The sequence below is a fragment of the Ruegeria sp. YKSF070 genome, assembly GCF_059612725.1.
The window spans coordinates 111319-132848 of sequence record NZ_JBXWRD010000010.1; the positions used below are offsets into that span (position 1 = coordinate 111319).

18 protein-coding genes are annotated in these 21530 nt (G+C 64.4%); 5 read left to right on the forward strand and 13 right to left on the reverse strand.

Features of this window, described 5'->3' with window-relative positions; genetic code table 11:
- Positions 1 to 2: 2 nt before the first annotated feature.
- Both AC2FL1_RS08015 and AC2FL1_RS08020 read left to right on the forward strand, forming a co-directional pair.
- Positions 3 to 1013 carry a branched-chain amino acid ABC transporter permease gene (locus tag AC2FL1_RS08015; protein ID WP_234218037.1) on the forward strand — a complete coding sequence of 337 codons (1011 nt, stop codon included), beginning with the start codon at positions 3 to 5 and terminating at the stop codon, positions 1011 to 1013.
- Positions 1010 to 2314 (forward strand): branched-chain amino acid ABC transporter permease, encoded by a 1305-nt coding sequence (locus AC2FL1_RS08020; RefSeq protein WP_496823613.1) that lies wholly within the window; start codon positions 1010 to 1012, stop codon positions 2312 to 2314. The genes AC2FL1_RS08015 and AC2FL1_RS08020 overlap by 4 nt, the downstream gene beginning before the upstream one ends.
- A gap of 137 nt (positions 2315 to 2451) precedes the next feature.
- Here AC2FL1_RS08020 and AC2FL1_RS08025 read toward each other — a convergent pair whose 3' ends face one another.
- Complete coding sequence (locus AC2FL1_RS08025; protein ID WP_496876558.1) at positions 2452 to 3999, reverse strand: helicase HerA-like domain-containing protein; 1548 nt, start codon at positions 3997 to 3999, stop codon at positions 2452 to 2454.
- Positions 4000 to 4435: 436 nt separating this feature from the next.
- On the opposite strand from AC2FL1_RS08025, the gene AC2FL1_RS08030 reads away from it, so the two are divergent.
- Entirely contained in the window at positions 4436 to 5056 is a 621-nt protein-coding gene (locus AC2FL1_RS08030; RefSeq protein ID WP_496823616.1) for an invasion associated locus B family protein, read from the forward strand.
- Positions 5057 to 5133: 77 nt separating this feature from the next.
- Here AC2FL1_RS08030 and AC2FL1_RS08035 read toward each other — a convergent pair whose 3' ends face one another.
- From AC2FL1_RS08035 to AC2FL1_RS08050, 4 genes are read right to left on the reverse strand one after another with little or no spacing between them, the layout of a single operon-like run.
- A complete protein-coding gene (locus tag AC2FL1_RS08035) occupies positions 5134 to 6342 on the reverse strand; it encodes a beta-ketoacyl-[acyl-carrier-protein] synthase family protein (protein ID WP_496876559.1) in 1209 nt (402 codons plus the stop codon).
- A gap of 8 nt (positions 6343 to 6350) precedes the next feature.
- Positions 6351 to 6608 carry an acyl carrier protein gene (locus AC2FL1_RS08040; protein WP_496876560.1) on the reverse strand — a complete coding sequence of 86 codons (258 nt, stop codon included), beginning with the start codon at positions 6606 to 6608 and terminating at the stop codon, positions 6351 to 6353.
- A 31-nt stretch (positions 6609 to 6639) separates the two neighbouring features.
- Positions 6640 to 7731: a UDP-3-O-(3-hydroxymyristoyl)glucosamine N-acyltransferase gene (lpxD, locus tag AC2FL1_RS08045; RefSeq protein ID WP_496876561.1), complete on the reverse strand. Its 1092-nt coding sequence runs from the start codon at positions 7729 to 7731 to the stop codon at positions 6640 to 6642.
- A 34-nt stretch (positions 7732 to 7765) separates the two neighbouring features.
- Positions 7766 to 9379: a L,D-transpeptidase family protein gene (locus AC2FL1_RS08050; RefSeq protein WP_496876562.1), complete on the reverse strand. Its 1614-nt coding sequence runs from the start codon at positions 9377 to 9379 to the stop codon at positions 7766 to 7768.
- A gap of 365 nt (positions 9380 to 9744) precedes the next feature.
- Between AC2FL1_RS08050 and mepK the strand changes: the two genes are divergently transcribed.
- Complete coding sequence (mepK, locus tag AC2FL1_RS08055) at positions 9745 to 10314, forward strand: peptidoglycan L,D-endopeptidase MepK (protein ID WP_234144265.1); 570 nt, start codon at positions 9745 to 9747, stop codon at positions 10312 to 10314.
- Between the two features lie 528 nt (positions 10315 to 10842).
- Positions 10843 to 11451 (forward strand): class I SAM-dependent methyltransferase, encoded by a 609-nt coding sequence (locus AC2FL1_RS08060; RefSeq protein ID WP_496876563.1) that lies wholly within the window; start codon positions 10843 to 10845, stop codon positions 11449 to 11451.
- An 18-nt stretch (positions 11452 to 11469) separates the two neighbouring features.
- On the opposite strand, the gene AC2FL1_RS08065 is transcribed toward AC2FL1_RS08060, so the two are convergent.
- From AC2FL1_RS08065 to AC2FL1_RS08100, 8 genes are read right to left on the reverse strand one after another with little or no spacing between them, the layout of a single operon-like run.
- Positions 11470 to 13170, reverse strand: coding sequence for an alkaline phosphatase family protein (locus AC2FL1_RS08065; RefSeq protein ID WP_496876564.1), 1701 nt, complete (start codon positions 13168 to 13170; stop codon positions 11470 to 11472).
- Positions 13171 to 13216: 46 nt separating this feature from the next.
- The gene (locus AC2FL1_RS08070) at positions 13217 to 15175 is read right to left on the reverse strand and encodes a multiheme c-type cytochrome (protein WP_496876565.1); all 1959 of its coding nucleotides are present in this window, start codon (positions 15173 to 15175) and stop codon (positions 13217 to 13219) included.
- A 21-nt stretch (positions 15176 to 15196) separates the two neighbouring features.
- Positions 15197 to 16456 carry a hypothetical protein gene (locus tag AC2FL1_RS08075; protein WP_496876566.1) on the reverse strand — a complete coding sequence of 420 codons (1260 nt, stop codon included), beginning with the start codon at positions 16454 to 16456 and terminating at the stop codon, positions 15197 to 15199.
- Entirely contained in the window at positions 16453 to 17994 is a 1542-nt protein-coding gene (locus AC2FL1_RS08080) for a VWA domain-containing protein (protein WP_496876567.1), read from the reverse strand. Before AC2FL1_RS08080 ends, AC2FL1_RS08075 begins: the two co-directional genes overlap by 4 nt.
- On the reverse strand, positions 17991 to 18974 hold the full coding sequence (locus AC2FL1_RS08085; RefSeq protein WP_496876568.1) for a VWA domain-containing protein: 984 nt from the start codon (positions 18972 to 18974) through the stop codon (positions 17991 to 17993). The genes AC2FL1_RS08080 and AC2FL1_RS08085 overlap by 4 nt, the downstream gene beginning before the upstream one ends.
- Positions 18971 to 19456 carry a DUF4381 domain-containing protein gene (locus AC2FL1_RS08090; protein WP_496876569.1) on the reverse strand — a complete coding sequence of 162 codons (486 nt, stop codon included), beginning with the start codon at positions 19454 to 19456 and terminating at the stop codon, positions 18971 to 18973. The genes AC2FL1_RS08085 and AC2FL1_RS08090 overlap by 4 nt, the downstream gene beginning before the upstream one ends.
- Positions 19453 to 20436, reverse strand: coding sequence for a DUF58 domain-containing protein (locus AC2FL1_RS08095; protein WP_496876570.1), 984 nt, complete (start codon positions 20434 to 20436; stop codon positions 19453 to 19455). Before AC2FL1_RS08095 ends, AC2FL1_RS08090 begins: the two co-directional genes overlap by 4 nt.
- Positions 20437 to 20446: 10 nt before the next feature.
- Positions 20447 to 21439 (reverse strand): AAA family ATPase, encoded by a 993-nt coding sequence (locus tag AC2FL1_RS08100; RefSeq protein ID WP_496876571.1) that lies wholly within the window; start codon positions 21437 to 21439, stop codon positions 20447 to 20449.
- Positions 21440 to 21530 lie beyond the last annotated feature (91 nt).

Below are 21530 nucleotides of genomic sequence, written 5' to 3' on the forward strand. Positions count from 1 at the left end.
ACATGGAAATCCTCAACGCCCTTGTGGCGCTTTCTAACTTTGTCCTGATCCCCGCGATCGCCTATGGCAGCCAGCTGGCGCTGGGTGCGCTGGGCGTCACGCTGATCTATGGCATCCTGCGGTTCTCGAACTTTGCCCATGGCGACACCATGGCCTTTGGCGCCATGATCACCGTGCTGGTGACCTGGTGGATGCAATCGCATGGCATTCACCTTGGTCCTCTGCCAACCGCGCTTCTGGCGTTGCCTTTCGGCATTCTGGGTTGCATGGCACTGGTTTTGGTCACCGACCGCGCGGTCTATCGCTTTTACCGCGAACAAAAGGCAAAACCGGTGATCCTGGTCATCGTGTCGATGGGCGTCATGTTCATCATGAACGGGCTGGTGCGTTTCATCATCGGCCCCAACGACCAGAATTTCGCCGATGGCACCCGCTTCCTGATCTCGGCCCGTGATTTCAAGAAGATGACCGGGCTGGACGAAGGGCTGGCCATCAAATCGACCCAAGCGCTGACCGTTGTTGTCGCGGTGATCTGCGTGGCGCTTCTGTTTTGGTTCCTGAACAGGACCCGCACCGGCAAATCCATGCGCGCCTATTCCGATAACGAGGATCTGGCGCTGCTCTCGGGCATCAACCCCGAGCGCGTGGTGATGTACACCTGGCTCATCGTGGCGGCGCTGGCCACCACGGCGGGTGTGCTCTATGGACTGGACAAAAGCTTCAAGCCTTTTGTCTATTTCCAATTGCTGCTGCCCATCTTTGCCTCGGCCATCGTGGGCGGTCTGGGCAGCCCGCTGGGCGCCATCGCGGGCGGTTTCGTCATCGCCTTTTCCGAGGTGACGGTGACCTATGCCTGGAAAAAGGTGCTGGGCTATCTGGCGCCCGAGGGCATGTCACCCGACGGGTTGGTGCAGCTACTCAGCACCGATTACAAATTCGCGGTCAGCTTCGTCATCCTGCTGATCGTGCTGCTGTTCAAGCCTACGGGCCTCTTCAAGGGGAAAGCGGTATGACCGAGACAGTGAAGAACACCGCCCTGTTTCTGGGCGTCGCCGTCCTGATCGTGATCACCGGTTTCATGCAAAGCTGGAACTCGGCCATCCTGATCGTGAACATGGGGCTGATCTCGGCCATCATGGCGATCGGGGTGAACCTGCAATGGGGCTTTGCGGGCCTCTTCAACGTGGGTGTGATGGGCTTTGTCGCGCTGGGCGGTCTTGCCGTGGTGCTTGTGGCCGAGCCGCTTTCGCCCGAGGCGTGGAGCGCGGGCGGCTTCGGCATCGTGCTGGCGCTGCTGTTGGGGGCTGCCACCGTGGTGGCCGCCGTGCTGGTATCGCGCCACATGCCCAAGGGACGCGGGCGTAACCTGGCCATGCTGGCTGTGCTGGTTCTGGGCTTTGTGATCTATCGCGCGGTGTTTGATCCCAACGTGATGGCGGTCGAGGCGATCAACCCGGCCGCGGCGGGCAATATCGGCGGCCTGGGCCTGCCGGTGCTGCTGGCCTGGCCCGCCGGTGGCCTTCTGGCCGCGGGTGCCGCCTGGCTGATCGGCAAGACGGCGCTGGGCCTGCGCTCGGATTACCTGGCGATTGCCACACTGGGCATCGCCGAGATCATCATCGCGGTGATGAAGAACGAGGACTGGCTGGCGCGCGGGGTCAAGAACGTGATCGGCCTGCCCCGCCCGGTGCCTTACGAGATCGACCTGCAAAACGATGCCGGATTCGTTGAAAGCGCCGCGTCGCTGGGCATCGATCCGGTCACCGCCTCCACGCTTTATGTGAAACTGGGCTATTCGGTCCTGTTCATGGTGGTGCTGCTGGTCCTTCTCTGGATGGCGCAGATGGCACTGAAAAGCCCCTGGGGCCGGATGATGCGCGCCATCCGCGACAACGAGGTTGCGGCCGAGGCGATGGGCAAGGACGTCACCCGCAGACACCTGCAAATCTTCGTGCTGGGATCGGCGGTCTGTGGCATCGCCGGTGCGATGATGACCACGCTCGACGGGCAGCTGACACCGGGCACCTATCAGCCGCTGCGCTTCACCTTCCTGATCTGGGTGATGGTGATCGTGGGCGGCTCGGGCAACAATTTTGGCGCCGTGCTGGGTGCGATGCTGATCTGGTTCCTCTGGGTTCAGGTCGAGCCGCTTGGCCTTTTCCTGATGCAGGTGATTACCAGCGGCATGGCCGAGGGCAGCGCGCTGAAATCGCACCTGATCGACAGCGCCGCCCATATGCGGCTCCTGACCATGGGGATCATCCTGCTCCTGGTGCTCAGGTTCAGCCCACGCGGGTTGATCCCGGAAAAGTAACATCCAGAAAGGCCGCGCCCCACCCGGACGCGGCCTTTTTCGTGCAAACCGCGCTCAAGCGCCGATCTGCTTCTTTCTGGTTCGAAATACTCCGGGGGAGTCGCGCTGCGCGCGACGGGGGCAGCGCCCCCGATCCGTCACCGCCCCTTGAACAGGCTGCCAAGAATGCCGCGCACGATGCGGCGGCCGGTGGTGCCCTTCAACTCCTTGATCACCGCCTCGCCCATCGCGCTGGTCAGAGTGTCCTCTTTGCGACCGCGACTCTTACGGGAGGTTGAGCGTCCAACACGGCTGCCGGAATAGCGGCGGGCCGAGTTGTATTCCCGTTCCCACGGGCTGGCCTCCTCGGCGCGTTCCTCGGCCTGTTCGGCCTCTTTCGCGGCCTCCTCGGCCCGTTTCGCCAGGATCTCGAAGGCCGATTTGCGGTCCAGCGGCGTGTCGTATTTCCCCGCCATGTCCGATGTGGCCAGGATCGCCTTGCGCTCGGCCGGGGTGATCGGGCCCAGTTGCGATGAGGGCGGGCGGATCAGGGTGCGTTCCACCACCCCCGGCACGCCCTTCTTCATCAGCATCGAGGTCACCGCCTCGCCCACGCCCACCTCGCGGATCGCCTCTTCTGTGTCGAATGCGGGGTTCTCACGATAGGTCTCGGCCGCCAGCCGCAGGTTCTTGCGGTCGCGCGCGGTAAAGGCGCGCAGCGCGTGCTGGATGCGGTTGCCCAGCTGGCCCAGCACATCCTCGGGTACATCCGCCGGGTTCTGGGTGATGAAATAGACCCCCACCCCCTTGGACCGGATCAGGCGCGCCACCTGTTCCACCTTGTCGACCAGCGCCTTGGGCGCGTCGTCGAACAACAGATGCGCCTCGTCGAAGAAGAACACCAGTTTCGGCTTGTCGGGGTCGCCCACCTCGGGCAGTTCCTCGAACAGTTCACTGAGCAGCCAGAGCAGGAAGGTGGAATAGAGCCGCGGCGAGGCCATCAGCGTATCGGCGGCCAGGATGTTGACCATGCCGCGCCCCTGATCGTCGACCCGCATCATGTCGGCCAGATCCAGCGCCGGTTCCCCGAACAGACGCGCGCCGCCCTGGTTCTCGATCACCAAAAGGCGACGCTGGATCGCCCCCACCGAGGCGGTCGAGATATTGCCATAGCGCAGCGACAGCGACTTGCCATTCTCGCCGATCCAGACCAGCAGCGCCTGAAGATCCTTTAGGTCAAGCAGCGGCAGCCCCTCCTCGTCCGACAGTCGGAAGGCGATGTTCAGGATACCCTCCTGCGCCTCGCTCAGCTCCAGCAACTGCGACAGCAACAGTGGCCCCATCTCGGCCACGGTGGTGCGTACAGGGTGACCCTGTTCGCCGAACAGGTCCCAGAAAGTTACTGGACAGGCACGATATTCATAGTCGGTCAGACCGATCTTTTCGGCGCGCGAGGTAAAGGCCTCATGCAGCTTGTGATCTGCCGATCCCGGTTTGGCCATGCCAGACAGGTCACCTTTGACATCGGCCAGAAAGACCGGCACGCCAGCCTCGGCAAAACCCTGGGCCAGGATTTGCAGCGTCACCGTCTTGCCGGTGCCGGTGGCCCCCGCGATCAGCCCGTGCCGGTTGGCATATTTCAGGTCCAGCCCCTGCGCCACACCGTAATCCGGGCCGCCGCCGCCCAGGAAAATCTTTCCATCCATTTGGTTTACGCCTCGAAATTCATCGTTCCACCGCAACCATACAAAGTTAACCTTTGCCTGCGATAGTCCTTATTGCCCCTTAGGCATCTGGTGCTGCGGGGGCACTTCCTCCCTGTCAGACTGGCCGTGCCTTCGGGCACGGCATTTTTCGACCTGACGGTCAAAAATCGAGCATCTCCAATCAATTGCTCCCGAGAGACGAAAAAACCTGCGATAGCTGTTGACCCATTGGCGCACCTCTCGTAACGTCTGCTCACAATACTAAGTCGGCCAGTCCGACGGGGAGACAGATAAGAGGGAATCCGGTTACACGGGTTCCCTTTTTCGTTCCGCTCCGCCCTTATCAAATCGCCGCTGATGCGCCGCTTTGTCCCTGACAGCGCCGAACACTCGTGATAGACGGGGCGCGAGCAGCTCATCTTTTGACGAGGCATTCATGACCAAGACCCTGATTACCCTGTCCGCCGCCGCCCTGCTGGCCCTGACCGGCGCCGCGACGGCACAGGACACGACCACACCGGCCGAAACGGCCCCGGCGCAGGAAGAGCAGAAGACGGCCGACCAGATTCTTGATCTGGGCACGCCGGCCGATGGTTCGCCGCAGCTGGGCCAGCGTTACTCCAAAGAGAAGATCGGCGATTGGGACATGGCCTGCATCAAGACAGAGGGTGAAACAGACCCCTGTTCGATGCTCCAGATCCTGACCGACGCCCAGGGCAACCCGATGGCCGAGTTCTCGATGTTCCGGCTCGAAGAGGGCGGTGTCGCGGTTGCCGGGGCAACCGTGATCGTTCCGCTGGAAACCCTGTTGCCGGCCCAGCTGACGATCTCGATCGATGGGGCACCCGGCAAGCGGTACAACTACTCGTTCTGCAACCCGATCGGCTGCATCGCGCAAATCGGTTTGACCCAGGCCGATATCGACGCGATGAAGAAGGGGGCCAAGGCAACGGTATCGCTGGTTCCCGCCCCGGCCCCGGATCAGACCGTGTCGCTGGAATTGTCGCTGACGGGCTTCACCGCCAGCTATGACAAGGTGGACGTGGTCAGCAACTGACCGCCATTACAGATGAAGAAAGGCCGCCGGCTCGCTGAAACCTGGCGGCCTTTTCTTTTGTCTCAATGCCTTGAGAGTCAAACCTTGCGCAGGGCCAAAACCGCGTTCAGCCCGCCAAAAGCAAAGGCATTGCTCAGCACCACGTCGACCTTGGCCTCGCGCGCCTCGTTCGGGACCACGTCCAGCGCGCATTCGGGATCGGGTTCCTCGTAACCGATGGTGGGGGCGATCACCCCGTCGCGCAACGCCATGATACAGGCCAACAGTTCCACCGCGCCGGTGCCGCCGATCAGGTGGCCATGCATCGACTTGGTCGAGGAAATCATCAGGCTGTCGGCATGACGCCCGAACACATCCGCAACGGCGGCGCATTCGGTCTTGTCATTGGCCGCGGTGCCGGTGCCATGCGCGTTGATATAACCGACCTCGCCCGGGTTGATCCGCGCATCGGCCAGCGCGCCCGCCATCGCCCGCGCTGCCCCCTGTTTCGAGGGCATCACGATATCGGATGCATCCGAGGACATGGCAAAGCCCGCCACCTCGCACAGTATCTCGGCACCGCGCGCCTTGGCATGTTCCATCTCTTCGAACACGAAGATACCCGCGCCCTCGCCCTGGACCATACCGTTGCGATTGGCGCTGAACGGGCGGCAGGCATCCTTGGACATCACTCGCAGCCCTTCCCAGGCCTTGACCCCGCCGAAACACAGCATCGATTCCGATCCGCCGGTTACCATCACCGGCGCCATGCCGCTGCGCACCATGGAAAAGGCCTGCGCCATCGCATGATTCGACGAGGCGCAGGCGGTCGAGACGGTAAAGGACGGACCCTTGAGATTGTGTTCCATCGACACATGGCTGGCGGCCGCGTTGTTCATCAGCTTGGGCACGACAAACGGATGGACCCTGTTCTTGCCCTCTTCATAGACCGAACGATAATTCTCGTCCCAGGTGCTGACGCCACCGCCTGCAGTGCCCAGCACCACACCCGATTTCGCCGCCAGTTCACCGTGAAAGTTCAGCCCCGACTGGTCGATCGCCTCTTTGGCCGCGGTCAGGGTGAACTGGGTGAAGCGATCATAGAGCGACATTTGCTGGCGGTTGAACCGGCCCTCGGCCTCGAACCCGCGCACCTGGCCACCGATGCGAATGGCAAGCCGTTCGACATCGCGAAACTCCAGCTCTCCGATGCCGCAATGGCCCTCGCGCATGGCGTGCAGCGTCTCGGGCACCGAATGCCCCAGCGCGTTGATGGTGCCGGCCCCGGTGATGACGACCCGTTTCATGGGCGAGGTCAGACCTTTTCCGCCACCAGCTTCTCGATCCCCGCGATTATCGCGGCCACGTTCGAGATGTCGAAATCGCTCTGGCTGGGTTCGTTGGCGTTGAAGGGGATCGAGATGTCGAATTCCTCTTCGATGGCAAAGATGCTTTCCACCAGGCCCAGGCTGTCGATGCCCAGCTCCTCAAGCGTGCTTTCGGGGCTGACGTCGGAGGGCTCCAGCACGGCCTGCTCGGCGATGATGGCGATGACGCGGTCGCTGATGCTCATGTCGATCCTCTGGGTTCTGTCTGGCGCTGATTTACTCGCTCACTCCCGGTTTGGAAACCGCCTTTTTCAGTGCCGCGATGTCGCGCAACAGGCGGGGTAGACGGCGCTGCGCCTTGTAGATCTCGGTGTGCTGGTCCATCTTCACTGCGGGATATCCCATGATCACCCGCCCCGCCGGCACGTTCGACAGGATCTTGGAGCCACCGCCCGCGATCACCCCGTCACCAATAAAGATATTGTCGACCACCCCGGTCTGGCCGCCCAACACCACGTTGTTGCCGATCTCGACCGAGCCCGACACGCCAGTCTGGCCACACAGCAGACAGTCGCGCCCGACGCGCGTATTGTGGCCCACATGCACGAGGTTGTCGAGCTTGCTGCCATTGCCGATGCAGGTATTGCGGATGGTGCCGTTGTCGACGGTACAGTTTGCGCCGACCTCGACATCGTCGCCGATCTCGACCGCGCCCAGCGAGTGGATGCGGGTCCAGGCCTGTGCCTTGGCCTCGCCCTGATCGCCCATCGTCTTGCGGGCGTTTTCGGCACCCGACACCTCGGGCGTGACAAACGAGAACCCGTCGCCGCCGATCCGTGCGCCGGGTTGCGCGATGAAACGGGCGCCAATGGTGGTACGGGCACCAATGCTGACCATCTCGCGCAGGAAAGCGCCCTCGCCCAGCACAGCATCCATGCCGATCACGCAATGCGGCCCGATCACCGAGCCATCGCCGATCCTGGCCCGCGCGCCCACCACGGTCAGCGGCCCGATGCTGACATCGGCGCCGATCTCGGCACTGGGGTCGATCACCGCGGAGGGATGGATGCCCGCCGCAACACCCTGACCGGGGTCGAGCATGGCTGTCACGCCCGCCATGGCCAGACGCGGTCGGGTGGCAAAGATCGCGGCCTCAAGACCCATCGCCTGCCATGCGGCGCCGGGCCACAGGATCGCAGCGCGCGCGCCCCCCTGTGCCAGGGCCTCGGCATATTTCGGCGACATTGCCAGCGCCAGCTGGTCACGCCCGGCATCTCCCGGTTCCGCTGCACCGGTGACGGTCAGGTCAAGATTGCCCGCGGCCTCGGCCCCGAGGGCGTCGGCGATCTGCGAAATGGTATAGGTCATCTGGGGCCTGCTTCTTGTGGTTGGCCCCGTGGATTTAACCCTGAACCGCGCTCAGAACCACCCCTGCCCGGCTGAGCGCCTCCCAAATCTTTGCGTCACGCCCATAAACGTCGCGCCGATAGCCGGGCTGCCCCCGGTCATCCACCACCGCCGTGCGATAGATGATATGTACCGGCACATGGCGTTCCAGATCGACCTTGGTTTCGCGGCCGGTGTTCAGCACGTTGTGAAAGAAGGCTTTCGGATCGGTTTCTTGCAGAGCGAGCAGCGCGTAAGCGAATTCAAACGGTTGCGCCAGACGGATGCAGCCATGTGAATAGGCGCGGACCTCGCGGGCGAACAGGTGTTTCTGCGGCGTGTCGTGCAGGTAGATGTTGTACTTGTTCGGGAACATGAATTTCACCAGCCCCAGTGCGTTGCTCTTGCCCGGCGGCTGGCGCATGGCAAAGGGAAAGCTGCGGCTGGAGAACTGGCTGAAATCCACCGCGCCGCGATTGACCTGACGACCCCGACTGTCGGTGATCTCCAGATGCCGCACCGCATTCGGATTGGCCCGCAGCTTAGGCAGATACTCCTTGGTGATGATCGAGCGAGGCACATACCAGCTCGGGTTGATCACCATATGCTCCATCTCGTCCGAGAATTCGGGGCTGCGCCGGTCGCTGACATTCTTGCCAATGACCGAGCGGGTTTCAAAGGTGACGCGGCCATGATCCACGATCTTGGCGGTGAAATCGGTCTGGTTGACCAGGATATGCCGCTCGCCGCGATCACGCGGAAGCCAGCGCTCGCGCTCCAGCCCGACGATCACCGATTTCAACCGGTCGGCCACGGATTTGTTGATCTCGTCAAGGGTGCCGTCGCCGGCCACCCCGTCGGGCTCCAGCCCATGGGCCAGCTGAAACGCCTGAACCGCCTTTTGCAGCGTGCCATCATAGCTCGCCACCGCGCTGCGCTCCATGTATCCCATGGCGATCAGCCGGTTGCGCAGCGCAACGACCCGGGGGCCGCTGTTGCCCGGTTCCAGCTTGCCGCCCGAAACGGTCGGCCCCCAGCCACCGGTGGCCAGCGCATGTTCAAGGTCGAGCTTGAGTTTCAGCAAGGCACGGTACTGCGCCGTATCCGGCGCCAGCCCACGCATGTAGCGCGCAGGTTGGGACGCCTGCAATTCGGTGAGATACACCTCGGCGCCCCGGCGTTCGACCTCGCGCACCATGCCGTCGTCGATCTGCGAAGGTGTCAGCAGGCCGGTTTGCAGGTCACGGGCAAAGCGGGCGAATTCGCGGCTCAGTGCGACTTCGACCAGCCCCATGTCGCGGGTGGTGCGCGCGGAAGCCATCTGCGCCCTTAGTCCCTCGATGTCATAGCGTCCGGCGGGCAGGCCATGCACCTCGGCCATGCTCAGCGCCTCGATCAGCGCGACGCGACGGGCGGCGAATTCGGCCCCCTCTCCGGTCCAGACCGGTTGATAGCCGTTCTTGCGGTAAAACGCAGCGACCCCGTCATCGCCATAGCTTGCCTCGGCAACAGCTTGTTTATATGCGGTAACTTGCGCTTCCGCCGCGCCGACTGACCCGAACGCCGCGACACCGGCAAGCAGCAAGGCTGTCAGCGTGAGACGAAGGCGGGGGCGTTTGAGATGCGGCATGTTCGGGTCCTGGTCAAATGCGGTTAATCACGAGCAATGATGTGAATCTATGAAAAACTTCGTGAGAACCAGGGGAAAAAGTCCATTCACAATTGCATCAGGTGCCAACATGACGGCCCGGATGATGCGCAGATGCATCGCCCTTCCGCGCCGAGGGCACGTTGGCTAGCGGCGAATTGCTGCATATGCATCACCTGTTTGGGCGAAAATCTGCCGAAAATTCCCCCTTGGATTACACATTCTGAAAGAAAACTTGGCGAACGAATCCCCCTGTGCCATACAAATGCGCAACCGGGGGATGGTTATAAACAATGTACACGTAACATCGTGTGCAGGCAGGACGACGTACGGGACGAAACAGTCACATGACTCACAACACCTCGACGGGCCTTACTCGGCGCGCACTTCTTCGGGCATTCACCGCAACCGCAGTGGCCGCCGCTCCCACCTACTCGATGGCCGCAGGGTTCCTGCGTGGCGGCGGCGACATCCGCCGTATCCGCATGTATTCCGGCCGCACCGGCGAACGCATCGACATGGTGTATTGGATCGACGGCGACTACATCAAGGACGCGGTGAAGGAGATCAATTACTTCATGCGCGACTGGCGCGTCGATCAGGTCAAGACCATGGACCTGCGCACCATTGACATCATGGCCGCCGCCCACAACCTGATGGACGTAAACGAGCCCTATATGCTGCTGTCCGGCTATCGCAGCCCGCAGACCAATGCCATGCTGCGCAGCCGCTCGCGAGGGGTGGCCCGCAACTCGCTGCACATGCAGGGCCAGGCCGCCGACCTGCGGCTTGCCTCGCGTTCGGTCAGCCAGATGGCAAATGCCGCGATTTCCTGCCGCGCTGGTGGTGTCGGCAAATACTACCGTTCGAATTTCGTTCACATGGATTGCGGCGAGGTCCGCTCCTGGGGCGGCTGACCACCCCGAAAAAGGATTAAGATCGGATGTCCCCCGTGCCGCAGGCTCGGGGGGTTTTGTTTTACGAGTGCATACTGGCTCTTCATTCAATCTGGCAGGATAGGCCGCGAGCCGTAGTATGGAGAGGGCCCCGAATTACCCTAAGGCTCATCCCCTTCGGAACCGCCACCCCAGTCCTTAGCATTTTCACGCTGGAACCGCCATCCACGGCCCTGTCGCTCATCTCGCGCCCTGCCAACATCGCAAGGCGTCTCGCGTAGCATCTGCCGCGGACGCTCGGAACCGTCACGTTCCTGTTAACTCCATGCTCTAGCACGGCGCCAACCGCATCAGCGCGGGCCGGCACACGTGACCCAGGATACTCTGTCGGGCCGGGTCGATCCGGCGCGTCGCGGGCGCTGGCGCCATGATCACGAGGTTTGGTACATGCCACCCAACATGACCGATCGGCCATCTGCGGAGCCTTCCATCTCTATCGTTTCGAGGGTTGATTCCATGCAGTTGACGCACAGCACCGGCCACGCCGCCATGACGGACAGAACCTATCGCTATCGGCGCCTGTTCTACGATCTGACCCGCAAATACTATCTGTTCGGCCGGAACCGGCTGATCGCGGAACTGGATGCCGCCCCCGGAATGCATGTGCTCGAAATTGCCTGTGGCACCGGGCGAAACCTGCGCGCGGCGGCGCGGCACTATCCCGATTGCCGCTTTTACGGAATCGACAATTCGGAACAGATGCTGGCCACCGCCCGCCGCGCCCTTGGAGGCCAAGCGCATCTGGCGCGCGGCGATGCGTGTGATTTCGATGCCGAACTGCTGTTTGGGCGCCCCCTGTTCGACCGCATCTTCATCTCATACGGGTTGTCGGAGATTCACGACTGGCGCGCGGCGATCGGCATGGCGGCCCACCACCTGGTGCCCGGCGGTCAACTGCATATCGTCGATTTTTCGGACCTAGGCGCTCTGCCTGAAGGGTTCGCCCACGCCATGCATGGCTGGCTCGGCCGGTTCCACGTCACCCCCCGCAACCAGATAGACAGTGCTCTGCACCGCACCGCGCGCGAGATTGGCGGAAGCGCATGGCATGACCAGCTATACTGGCGCTACGCCCAACACGGCGTGTTGAGGAGATAGGCGGCGCTGGCCTCTCGCTCAGTCCAGCACCTCGATCAAAGGGACTCCGGTCGCGCCCGAGGGAGGCTTGGTGCCCAGATAGGCGGCGATGGTCGGCGCCACGTCCACCGTTTCGACATGGCGAGCGATGCGCGCCGGGGGGATACCCGGCCCGTGAAAGATCACCGGTACATGCGTGTCATAGGTCCAAGGCGACCCATGCGCCGAGGCCACTGTCAGCCCGTCGAAATCGGCAATGAACCAATGCGGTTCGAACACCACATAGATATCGCCCGACCGGTCACGATGAAAGTTGCGGCGCACGGCGTCCACCACCTTGCCCTCGCCGATCTGCCCCTCGCGCAGGCGGCGGCTGGATACCGCATAGGCGATGCCGGGCAGCAGGTCGAGTTCGCGCGCCACCGAATCCTCGACCGTGGCCGGATCGAGCCCCTTTTCGGCGATCAGCTCGCGGTTGAGATAGACATAGGGGCTGGAATAGTTACGGATCAGCGCGCGGGTCTCACCGAATTCGGCACCCAGACGCACGAAACCGGGCTCTGTATCGACGCGCTCGAAGTCGAAAGTGCCCGCCTTGATGCCATGGGTTGCAAGGTAGCCCGGGTTCTCGGGAGAGCCATGATCGGCGGACAGCACCACCAGCACCTGATCCAGCCCGATCCGGTCATCCACGAAGTCGAGCAGATCGGCGAGCGTCCGGTCGAGGCGGCGCAGATTGTCCTCGGCCTCCAGGCTCGACGGTCCGAAGATATGCCCGACATAATCGGTCGAAGACAGCGAGACCGCCAGGTAGTCGGGCACCGCGTCCTGCCCGATGCCCTCGGCCTCGATGAGCGCCTTGGCAAAATCCACGGTGATCTCGTCGCCCGCCGGGCTAAGCGTCAGGCGGGTGGTGTAATACTTGTCGTCCGCTTCCCCCCAGGCATGGGGAAAGCTGCGCCCGAAACCGGGAAATTCGGTCTCCCACGGCTGATCGTCACGGGTGCCGAACATGTAGCTTTCGGGCGCGTCCGAGAGCATCCAGCTTGTCCCGGCATACGAGGCGACCATGCCCGACCCGTTCCAGTCGCTCACCCAGCCGGGGTAGTCGTCGCGGTAAAAGGTCGAGGTTACGAACCGCCCCTCGGATTTCGAGAACCAATAGGCCTGCCCGGTATGGCCCGCCATCGAGATCGCGCCCCGGTCCTTGACCGACACGCCAAAGATCAGCGCCTCGGGGCCAAAAAACATGCCGATCTCGTCGGCGATGGTCGAACTCAGGATGTTGCCGGGCGAGCGGCCATCGGTGGTGGCGGCACGCTGGGTCGGGTCGATCTCGGTCGCCGCATCGACCCCGGCGGCGCCCACCAGCGGATAGTCGGGGTCCTGCACATTGTAGACCTGACCGCCCTCGACCCGGTCGAACCAGACATTGGCGACCATCCCGTGCACCGCTGGATCGGCACCGGTGGCCAGCGTGGTGTGGCCGACGATGGTTTCGGTATTGGCATGGCCGTGATGGGCCTGGGTGAAATGGACACCGCCCCGGATCAGGCGGCGGAACCCGTCCTCGCCAAGTCCCGCACCGAACCTCTCGATCAGGTCGCCGCGCAGTTGATCGACGGTGATCTGCAAGACCAGCTTCGGCCGTTCCTGTGCCAGGGCGGGTGCGGCGGGCGCAATGCAGGCAAGTGCCGCAACCAGCGCAGGCGCCGTCATTCTCGGGCTGCTGTTCACCATCTTGTAACTCCTCCTTGTCAACCGTCCGGACTGCACGCGCCAGCCGTTACTGGTCAGCTACCGAGCGTTTCATCTCGTTGAGCGCCGCACTATGCGGCAGTTTCTCCAACGCCTCGTCAAGCACCCCGGCCGTAGCTTCGGGCCCGTCCATCGCCGCCGCGATGCGCGCCAGCATGATCCAGGCCTCTTCGCGCTGCGGGTCCATCGCGACCACCTGCCGGAACGCACCGCGCGCAGCGGGAATGTTGCGCATGGTCAACGCCATGCCCCCCATCACCATATGGGTTTCCGGGAAATCGACCCGTGCGGCAAGTGCCGCACGCCATTCGGTCATCGCTGCCTGCATTTGCGTCTCGATGCGGGCGGGCAGCCGCGCGATTGGGGCGTCCAGCAGTGCCTTGACCGTCTCCACGCGCACCATGCGCACCGGATCCGCCAGCAGCGGGATCAGCCGCTGCACACGTGCCTGGGGAGGAGCCGCGCGTTGAACCCCGATCGCCGCCGCGCGCACCAGGGGATCGTCATCCTCAAGCAGCCCGGCCAGGAACTCGGCGCTGTTGGCATCGCCCCCCTGAGACAAGAGCCAGAGTGCCGTTGCACGCACCAGCCCGGCCTGGTCCCGATCCTGGGCCAGAATGCGCAGCCCAGGCCCCGCCGCGACCGGATCGGCCCGCCCGGCCGCCAGCACCGTGCCGTAATGCGGACGTTTGGCCGCGTCGGGATACCGCTTGGCGATTTCGGCCGCCGCCCAGCCCGCATTCTGATCCGCATGGCAATCGGTACAGGCATCGGGCCCGCCGTTCACCGCCGCCAGATCCGGGCGCGGGATGCGGAAACTGTGATCGCGCCGACCGTCTATCCCCATGTAATCGCGCTCGATCATGTGGCAGGACTTGCATTCGGCCCCGGCAGAGCCCGCGGGATGGAATGTATGGGCGGGATCGTCGTAAAGCGCTGCTTTCAGGCTGGGAAAGCGCGAGTTCGCCGCCGGGGAATGGCACTGGGTACACAGGCTGTTATCCTCGGCCCGCAGCGTCGCGCTATGCGCGTCATGACAATCCAGACAGCCGACCCCGCGCTGATACATCTTCGATTGCAGGAACGAACCATAGACATAGACCTCGTCCAGGATCTGGCCGTCGGCGTGATAGAGACCGGGCCGCAACAGCGATAGCGTATAGGCGTCGTGATAGGGCGTTCCCGGTATCGGGTTGCCCTGCCCCATCGGCTCGCGCCGGGAATGGCACCCGGCGCATTGCTGGATCATTGCTTCGGTTCCAGCGGTTGCGAAATCCATGGCAAGCCCATAGCCCTCGGGCGGCAGCAGCGGGTCCTGCGGGCTCCGCTCGCGGGCGGTTTCGGCCCAAGCGACGTGTGTCGATCCGGGGCCATGGCAGGCCTCGCAGCCGACGCCGATCTCGGCCTGTTGCGAATGGTAGCTGTCGCTTGCCGCATCGTAATTCTTTTCGAACCCGGTTGCGTGACATTCGGCGCAGCGCCCGTTCCAGTTCTTGTAGGGGCCGGTCCAGTGCAGGCCGTCGTCCGGCGGCAGGTCCTGCTCGGGATAAAGGTGATACCAGCGCGCGCCGTCGACATCCCAGACCACGTCAAAGCTTTGGAGCCGTCCCGGTTGGGTCTCGATCAGGTATTGCTGAAGCGGCGCGATCCCGGCGACCGAGTGGATATCATGGGTCTTTTCGCTGCCGTCGGCCTCGGTGATGGTGACGCGAAACTGTGCGCCCGCGCGGCTGAACCGATAGCGTACCCCGTCATGTTCGAACTGGCTGTTGTCGAAATCGGCCAGCACGGTTTCGGGCGTGGGCAGGGTCCAGGCCAGCGCGTGATGCGAGCCTTGCCAGGCCTTGGCCGCGCCCTCGTGGCAGTTGGCGCAACTGGCCGAGCCGACGTAATCGGCGCTTGCGGTCTCTGTGTCACCGGTCTGCGCCAAAGATGGCATCGCCAGGCTGATACAGGCCAGAACCGCGACAAGGAGGGTACGAAACATGGGCGACTCCGGTTTGCGCGGTCAGCGCGGATTGAGCGGGGGCAACCCGGCCAGGTGATGATGGCCCGCGCGGTCGGGACTGTAAACCGCAAGTGCCCGGTCAAGCGCACGCCAGTCCGCCATATCGCCTCTGGGTGCAGGTCCATAGAGCGCCGCGCCGAGCGCCCTGAGCGCGCTGGCGATGGCCGGATCGCGGCGCGGGTCCGGGTCGCCAAGCCGCGCCGCCCACAGATCGAGTGCGGCCAACGTCGCCGACAGATCGCGCCGCCGCGCCGCGTCGATGGTCAAGGTGCGCGCGTGCGCAGGCGAGGCAAGATAGCGGCTACGCCGGTCCGCGCGCCAGCGTTTCCAGCGCCGCAGCGCTGGCCGGACGGCAAAAGCGACGACACCCAGCGTCAGCACCAGCACCAGTGCGCCCAGGATCAGCAGCTGTGGCGAAAGCGCGCGCACACTGCGCGCGACGGGCGCGTCCACGGTCAGATCGACCCCTGGCACCGACGCCGTTTCCACCTGACCGGTCTCGAGGTTGTACCAGTCGAGCGTGACCGGCGGTGCCGCGCCGCTGCCGCCGCTTTGCGCCAGATAGGTCACCCGCTCGACCCGGCTGCCGCCCGGTTCGCCGCGCGTTTCGGTTTCGCTCAGCACCGGTTCCGATGGATAGACGGTCAGCCCGGTGACCGGTTCGACAGGCAACAACCCCGGCAGCAGCATCGCCGGTCCGCCCTCGATCGTAGCGGTCACTTCACGGATCACGCTGTCACCGGGGCCAAGGGGCGCTGTTGCCCCACTCAGATCTTGCGTCAACGTCAGCGCGCGCGCGGCGATGAACGGGTCAAGCCCCTCGGCGCCCTCGGGCAGAACGCCGATGATCGTGATCGCCTCAATTGGCACGACCTCTTCTCGGGGGGCAGAGCTGTCGGGATCGGCCCAGGTCACGAACAGTTCCTGTGGCGGGATCACGAAGCGGCCCGGCACCAGCGGCGTGATCCGATAGCGCCGCGAGACCCCGGACCATGTGTCGCGGTCAATCCGTTCGCTGATCGGGTTTGTTGCCCGTTCGGGCAGGCGAACCATCAGGTTCGGCGCCTCGAAGGTTGGGAAAACCACCGGCTTGGGCAACCATGTGGGCACCAGCACCGTGATGCGCAGGTCAAGCGGCTGGCCCGGTATCGTCTCGGCGGTCTCAAGCTCCACCGTCACGCGGGGCGCGTCCTGCGCGCGGGCCGGTCCCGTCACGATAAGCGAGAGCACCGCGAGGATCAGGTACAGCGCGCCTCTCATTGACCCGCCCCCGATGCCTCGAACCGGAACCGATAGCGCAGGAAATCCCCCGTTCGGGTGTCGACCGTGTTCATCCACTGGTCACTGGTCAGAATCGCCTCCTCACCGCGCGGTTGCCGGTCGGTCTGGGTGTCGACGCCCCGGTTGGCCTCGTTGTCAAACACCACGTCATCGGCGCCGATGCCGGTTTCTTCGCCCGTGTCCGAGGCCTCACGGGCATCCTCGACATAGGTCACGATGCGCCGCGCAGTTTCCAGGTTCTCTGCCGCGCCGGGAAAGTCCGGGTCGCGCTCCATCGTGGTTTCAAAGGCGCGCACGCCGTCGCGATACTGGCGGTTCTTGATATGGGCGAGCCCCTGGGTAAAGGAGGCCTCGGGCGTCTCCAGCCGGTTCAGCACCTCGATCGCCTCGTCATAGCGCCCGGCCCGATAGAGCGCGTGACCCTTCCACATCGGATCGGCAAAGAGATCGCCCGCGCCCGTGAAATCGTTCCGGTTGAAGGCGCGATAGCCCTGCTGATCCGGTGTCAGGAACCAGTCGGCCAGCCCGTCGGCCCGTGCGGCACCAGGGTTGAGACCGACCGAGGCGACAAGGCAAAGCGCGCCCCAGCGCATGGTCCAGCCCTGCCGGAACCACAACAGCGCCAGCAGCGCGGCGGGCACCGCCAGCCACCAGCCGCGATCCTCCCAGGGCTGGCTGTCATCGTCCAGCAGCGCGCGGCGGTAATCGACATTCAGGATCCTGTCCAGCCGTTGCACGTCGCTGTCATCGGTGGTTGCGCGCACCACGGGCACCGTGCCAAGCCGGTCCAACCCGATATCCGAAACGCCATCGGGCAGCATCGCCAGAACGGTCGTCGCCGGACCCTCTCCAGCGGAGGCGAAGGCCCCCACATCGGCACTGTCCAGCCCGTCCGCCACGACCAGCACGCCGCCTACCCCTTCGGCGGCAAGGATCTCTTGCGCCAAAGACAGCGCGGCAGTGGCATTTGCCCCCTCCTGCGGCATCACATCGGGCGTCAAACCTTCCAGATAGGGCAGCATCACCTGCGCATCCTCGGTAAAGGGCAAGACCCGGTGCGCCGTCCCTGCATAGGCCACAAGGGCGGTGCGCGCCCCGGCGCGAAGCTCCAGCAGGTCGCGGATCTTGAACTTGGCGCGCTCCAGCCGGCTTGGCGCCAGATCGGGCGTCGTCATCGAAGGAGTGACCTCGAGCACGATGACCACAGGTCCGGTCTGAGCCAGGAAAGGATCGGCCTGCCGGGTCCAGGACGGGCCTGCGGCGCCGATCACCGTCAATGCCAGAACCACCGAAACATGGTCGATTGGCAAGAAGCGCCGGGCCGCGCCACCGCCCACGGTCAACGCCGCCAGCAGATGCGGCGCGATCCCCTCGGGCAGCGGCGGCTTGCGGGTCGCCGCGCGCCGGTTCACCCACCACAGCGCCGCCAGCGGCACGAGCAGGAGCAGGAGCAGCGGGCGCAGGAAGTGGAATGCGGCAACCACCAGCCCGAGTTCAGAGAGCACGATCTCGCTCATGCTGCCCTCTGCCCTTTGCGGGGAAGGCTCAGCAGCCCCAGCGCCCCGATCCCGAGCGCAGCCGCCAGCCCAAGCAACCATGAGGACAGTACCCTGCGCGGACGATACGACACTTGCTCGACCAGTCGGGGGGAAAGCGCGTCTATCCGCTGATAGACCCCGGCCAGCGCCTCTACGTCCGAGGCGAAAAAGGCGCTGCCGCCGGTGCGGCTGGCGATATCGGCCAGCGTGCGGGTATCGACGCGGTTGTCGCCGCTGGCCTCCGGGTCGCCGACTGCAATCGTGTGGATCTCGACCCCGCGCGCGCGGGCGATCTCGGCCGCGTTGAGCGGGCTCATCCGGCTGCCGGTATCGGCGCCGTCCGACAACAGGATCAACAGGCGCTGCTCGACTTCGCTGATTTCAAAGGTGCGAATGGCCAGACCGATCGCGTCGCCGATGGCGGTATGCGGGCCGGCCATGCCGACCTCGGTCTGCTCGACCAGTGCAGCGATGGTGGCCAGATCCTCGGTCAGTGGTGCCTGGAGAAAGGCCTGGGTTCCGAACACGATCAACGCAATCCGGTCGCCATCGCGCTCGGCCACGAAGCGGCTCACCACCTCTTTGACCGCATCCAGACGTTGCAACCGGGTGCCATCGGGGGCGGCGAAATCGACGATGTCCATCGAGCCCGAAATGTCGATGGCCAGCACCACATCTCGGGCCGAGCGGGTCATCTCGATCGGGGCGCCCAGCCGTTCGGGCCGTGCCAGCGCCAGCACCAGCAGCACCCAGACGGCAATCGCCACCGTCATCTGGAGCCGCGTTCGCCGCAGGATGACCGCGCCCTCTCCGGGTGTCGACTCCGCCGCGCGCACAATCAGGCGAAAGAAGGGAAAGCGCAGCGCCGAGACCTGCTCGCGCCGCGCCGGCAGGAACCGCCAGACCACAAGCGGCAACGGCAGGAGCAACAGCGCAAGTGGAAAGCCAAGGGCGATCATCGCGACACCTCGCGCCGATGGCGGCGGATCCAGCGTGCGGCCAGATCGGCGAGACCGGAGGGCGCGGTACTGCCCGCCCGATAAGGGGCGCTGGCCAGTGCCAGCCCCGGCCCGTCCGAGAACGAAGTGCCGCCCCCACAGGTCCGGTCGAGAAACTCCAGCCATTCGGCACCGCTCAATCCGGCCACCTCGTGTCGCGGAAAGGCCACCAGCGCGGTGCGCCGCAGCACCTCGGCAATCGCCACCGGGTCGCTGCCCGCACGGTCCAGCGCTTCCAGCGCCTCGCGCCGGTAACGGTTGGCCCTGTGATGACGGAGCCAACGCCAGAGACCATACCCTGCCGCCACGCCTGCAAGCACTGCCAGCACCGCCCAACCGGCGGTTTGCGGCATCATCGTCACCGGCGGAGGTGGATCAGGGGGCACCAGTTGGTCAATCAGATCGACCAGCGTGACCGGCGTGTCCTGTCCCTGCTCGCTCATCTCGGGCCAAGCCCCATCAGACGTTTCATCTGGGTCAGGCTGTCCTCGGCCGAACTCAGCGGCAGCACCGGCACGCCAAAACGGCGCTGCCAGTCGAGCACCTCGGCCAGACGCCCCCGCGACATCTCGCGCAGGTCGCGGTGCACGGTCTTGTCTCCGGTGTCGATCTCGGCCTGAAGCTCACCATCCGAGATCACCAGTTTCAACCCCTCGGGAACCTGATCAGAGACCGGGTCGGTCACCAGCCCCAGGATCAGGTCGTTATGGCGCGACAGGCCATTGACCAGCTTCTGCGTCAGCCCGTCGATCACGTCGAAATCGGAAAAGACAAGGATCAGGTGATTGCGCGGCGCGATCCGTCCCACCGCTTGCAACACGTCGTTCAGGCCGACCGGCGCCACCTTGGGGGCATCGGCCCGCAACAGCGCGTTGGCCCGCGTGATGGCCAGCAGCAACCGGTCAAGCGCGGCGCGGCTGCGCTGGGGCCGGATCTCGGCCAGGGTCTCGTCGCCAAAGACGATGCCGCCGACCCGGTCGCCCTGATCGAGAATGCGGAACGCGGCAAGTGCTGCGCATTCCGCCGCCGTCACCGATTTCATGTTCAGCACCGAGCCAAAGAACATCGACATCCGCTGATCGACCACGATCAGCGTCGGGCGGTCTCGCTCTTCGGTAAAGACCCGGACATGCGGCTTGCCGGTGCGTGCCGTCACCTTCCAGTCGATCGAGCGGATATCGTCCGAAGGCAGGTAATCGCGCAACTCCTCGAAATTCAGCCCGCGCCCGCGCATCCGCGATGCGTGCCGCCCGTTCAGCGCGCTGCCGGCGGGTTGGCGTGGCAGAAAGCTGAGCGTCCGGGCGCGGCCTTCGAGCTTGCGCAGATGCGCAAGTTCCACATGCACGCGCGGATCGGTCTCTGGCTCTGCCGTTGGCAGGGGGGGCAGTGTACCGGTCCGTATGCGGGCGGCCCTGTCGAACATCGTGACGGTCCTAGGTCAGTGCAACTTGCGCGATCATCTCAGAAATCACCCGGTCCGGCGTGATCCCGTCGCCCATCGCCTCATAGGTCAATCCCAGCCGGTGGCGGAACACGTTGGGCGCCACCGCGCGAATATCGACGGGATCGACATAATCTCGCCCTTCCAGCCAGGCATGGGTGCGCCCGCATTTGTCAAGCGCCAGCGAGGCGCGCGGGCTGGCGCCCACCCCGATCCAGCGGCCCAGATCGGGGCCGAACCGGTCCGGGACCCGCGTCGCGTTGACCAGATCGGCCATGTAGCGTTCCATCGCGTCAGAGACGTGAATGCCAACGATCTCGCGCCGCGCCTCAAACACCGACTCTTGCGAAATCGCGGGAGGACGTTCCTTTGCCACCTTGTCCTTGGGAGCATTGGCGGCAGCCTCTTCGCCACGCACGAGGCGGATCACCTTTACCTCGTCCTCGACAGGGGGATAGGTGATCATCACATGCATCAGGAACCGGTCCATCTGCGCCTCGGGCAAGGGATAGGTGCCCTCTTGTTCGATCGGGTTCTGGGTCGCCATCACCATGAACAGCGGCGGCATCTTGTGCGTGGTGCCGGAGACGGTCACCTGGCGCTCTTCCATTGCTTCCAGCAGCGCGGCTTGCACCTTGGCCGGGGCGCGGTTGATCTCGTCGGCCAGCACGATATTGGCAAAGATCGGTCCCGGCTCGAAGCGGAATTCCGACCCCTTGTCGGTCTGGTAATATACTTCGGTCCCGGTCACGTCCGAGGGCAACAGGTCGGGCGTGAACTGGATGCGGCTGAAATCGGTCTCGAGGTTCTTGGCCAGCGCCTTGATCGCGCGCGTCTTGGCCAGCCCCGGCAGGCCTTCGACCAGCAGGTTGCCATTCGCCAGAAGCCCGATCACCAGCATCCGGATCACGTCCTGCTGGCCGATGATCGCATCGCCCATGCGCGCAATCAGGGTGTCGATGTCATCGCGTGGCGTGCTGCCCATATACGGCTCCGTCGTTATCGGGATTCGTGGCCTTCCCCTCGCGGGGGCCGACACGGGTGGCGCCCGCCTGCCCGCCTCGGCAAGAAAAGAC

Excerpts from the sequence above, each read along its gene's own strand:
- AC2FL1_RS08065 (WP_496876564.1), bottom strand. The coding sequence starts at position 13,170 with ATGGTGAACAGCAGCCCGAGAATGACGGCGCCTGCGCTGGTTGCGGCA.
- AC2FL1_RS08050 (WP_496876562.1), bottom strand. The coding sequence starts at position 9,379 with ATGCCGCATCTCAAACGCCCCCGCCTTCGTCTCACGCTGACAGCCTTG.
- AC2FL1_RS08070 (WP_496876565.1), bottom strand. The coding sequence starts at position 15,175 with ATGTTTCGTACCCTCCTTGTCGCGGTTCTGGCCTGTATCAGCCTGGCG.
- mepK (WP_234144265.1), top strand. The coding sequence starts at position 9,745 with ATGACTCACAACACCTCGACGGGCCTTACTCGGCGCGCACTTCTTCGG.
- AC2FL1_RS08025 (WP_496876558.1), bottom strand. The coding sequence starts at position 3,999 with ATGGATGGAAAGATTTTCCTGGGCGGCGGCGGCCCGGATTACGGTGTG.
- AC2FL1_RS08035 (WP_496876559.1), bottom strand. The coding sequence starts at position 6,342 with ATGAAACGGGTCGTCATCACCGGGGCCGGCACCATCAACGCGCTGGGG.
- AC2FL1_RS08020 (WP_496823613.1), top strand. The coding sequence starts at position 1,010 with ATGACCGAGACAGTGAAGAACACCGCCCTGTTTCTGGGCGTCGCCGTC.
- AC2FL1_RS08090 (WP_496876569.1), bottom strand. The coding sequence starts at position 19,456 with ATGAGCGAGCAGGGACAGGACACGCCGGTCACGCTGGTCGATCTGATT.
- AC2FL1_RS08080 (WP_496876567.1), bottom strand. The coding sequence starts at position 17,994 with ATGAGCGAGATCGTGCTCTCTGAACTCGGGCTGGTGGTTGCCGCATTC.
- AC2FL1_RS08060 (WP_496876563.1), top strand. The coding sequence starts at position 10,843 with ATGACGGACAGAACCTATCGCTATCGGCGCCTGTTCTACGATCTGACC.
- AC2FL1_RS08085 (WP_496876568.1), bottom strand. The coding sequence starts at position 18,974 with ATGATCGCCCTTGGCTTTCCACTTGCGCTGTTGCTCCTGCCGTTGCCG.
- AC2FL1_RS08075 (WP_496876566.1), bottom strand. The coding sequence starts at position 16,456 with ATGAGAGGCGCGCTGTACCTGATCCTCGCGGTGCTCTCGCTTATCGTG.
- AC2FL1_RS08015 (WP_234218037.1), top strand. The coding sequence starts at position 3 with ATGGAAATCCTCAACGCCCTTGTGGCGCTTTCTAACTTTGTCCTGATC.
- AC2FL1_RS08100 (WP_496876571.1), bottom strand. The coding sequence starts at position 21,439 with ATGGGCAGCACGCCACGCGATGACATCGACACCCTGATTGCGCGCATG.
- AC2FL1_RS08040 (WP_496876560.1), bottom strand. The coding sequence starts at position 6,608 with ATGAGCATCAGCGACCGCGTCATCGCCATCATCGCCGAGCAGGCCGTG.
- lpxD (WP_496876561.1), bottom strand. The coding sequence starts at position 7,731 with ATGACCTATACCATTTCGCAGATCGCCGACGCCCTCGGGGCCGAGGCC.
- AC2FL1_RS08030 (WP_496823616.1), top strand. The coding sequence starts at position 4,436 with ATGACCAAGACCCTGATTACCCTGTCCGCCGCCGCCCTGCTGGCCCTG.
- AC2FL1_RS08095 (WP_496876570.1), bottom strand. The coding sequence starts at position 20,436 with ATGTTCGACAGGGCCGCCCGCATACGGACCGGTACACTGCCCCCCCTG.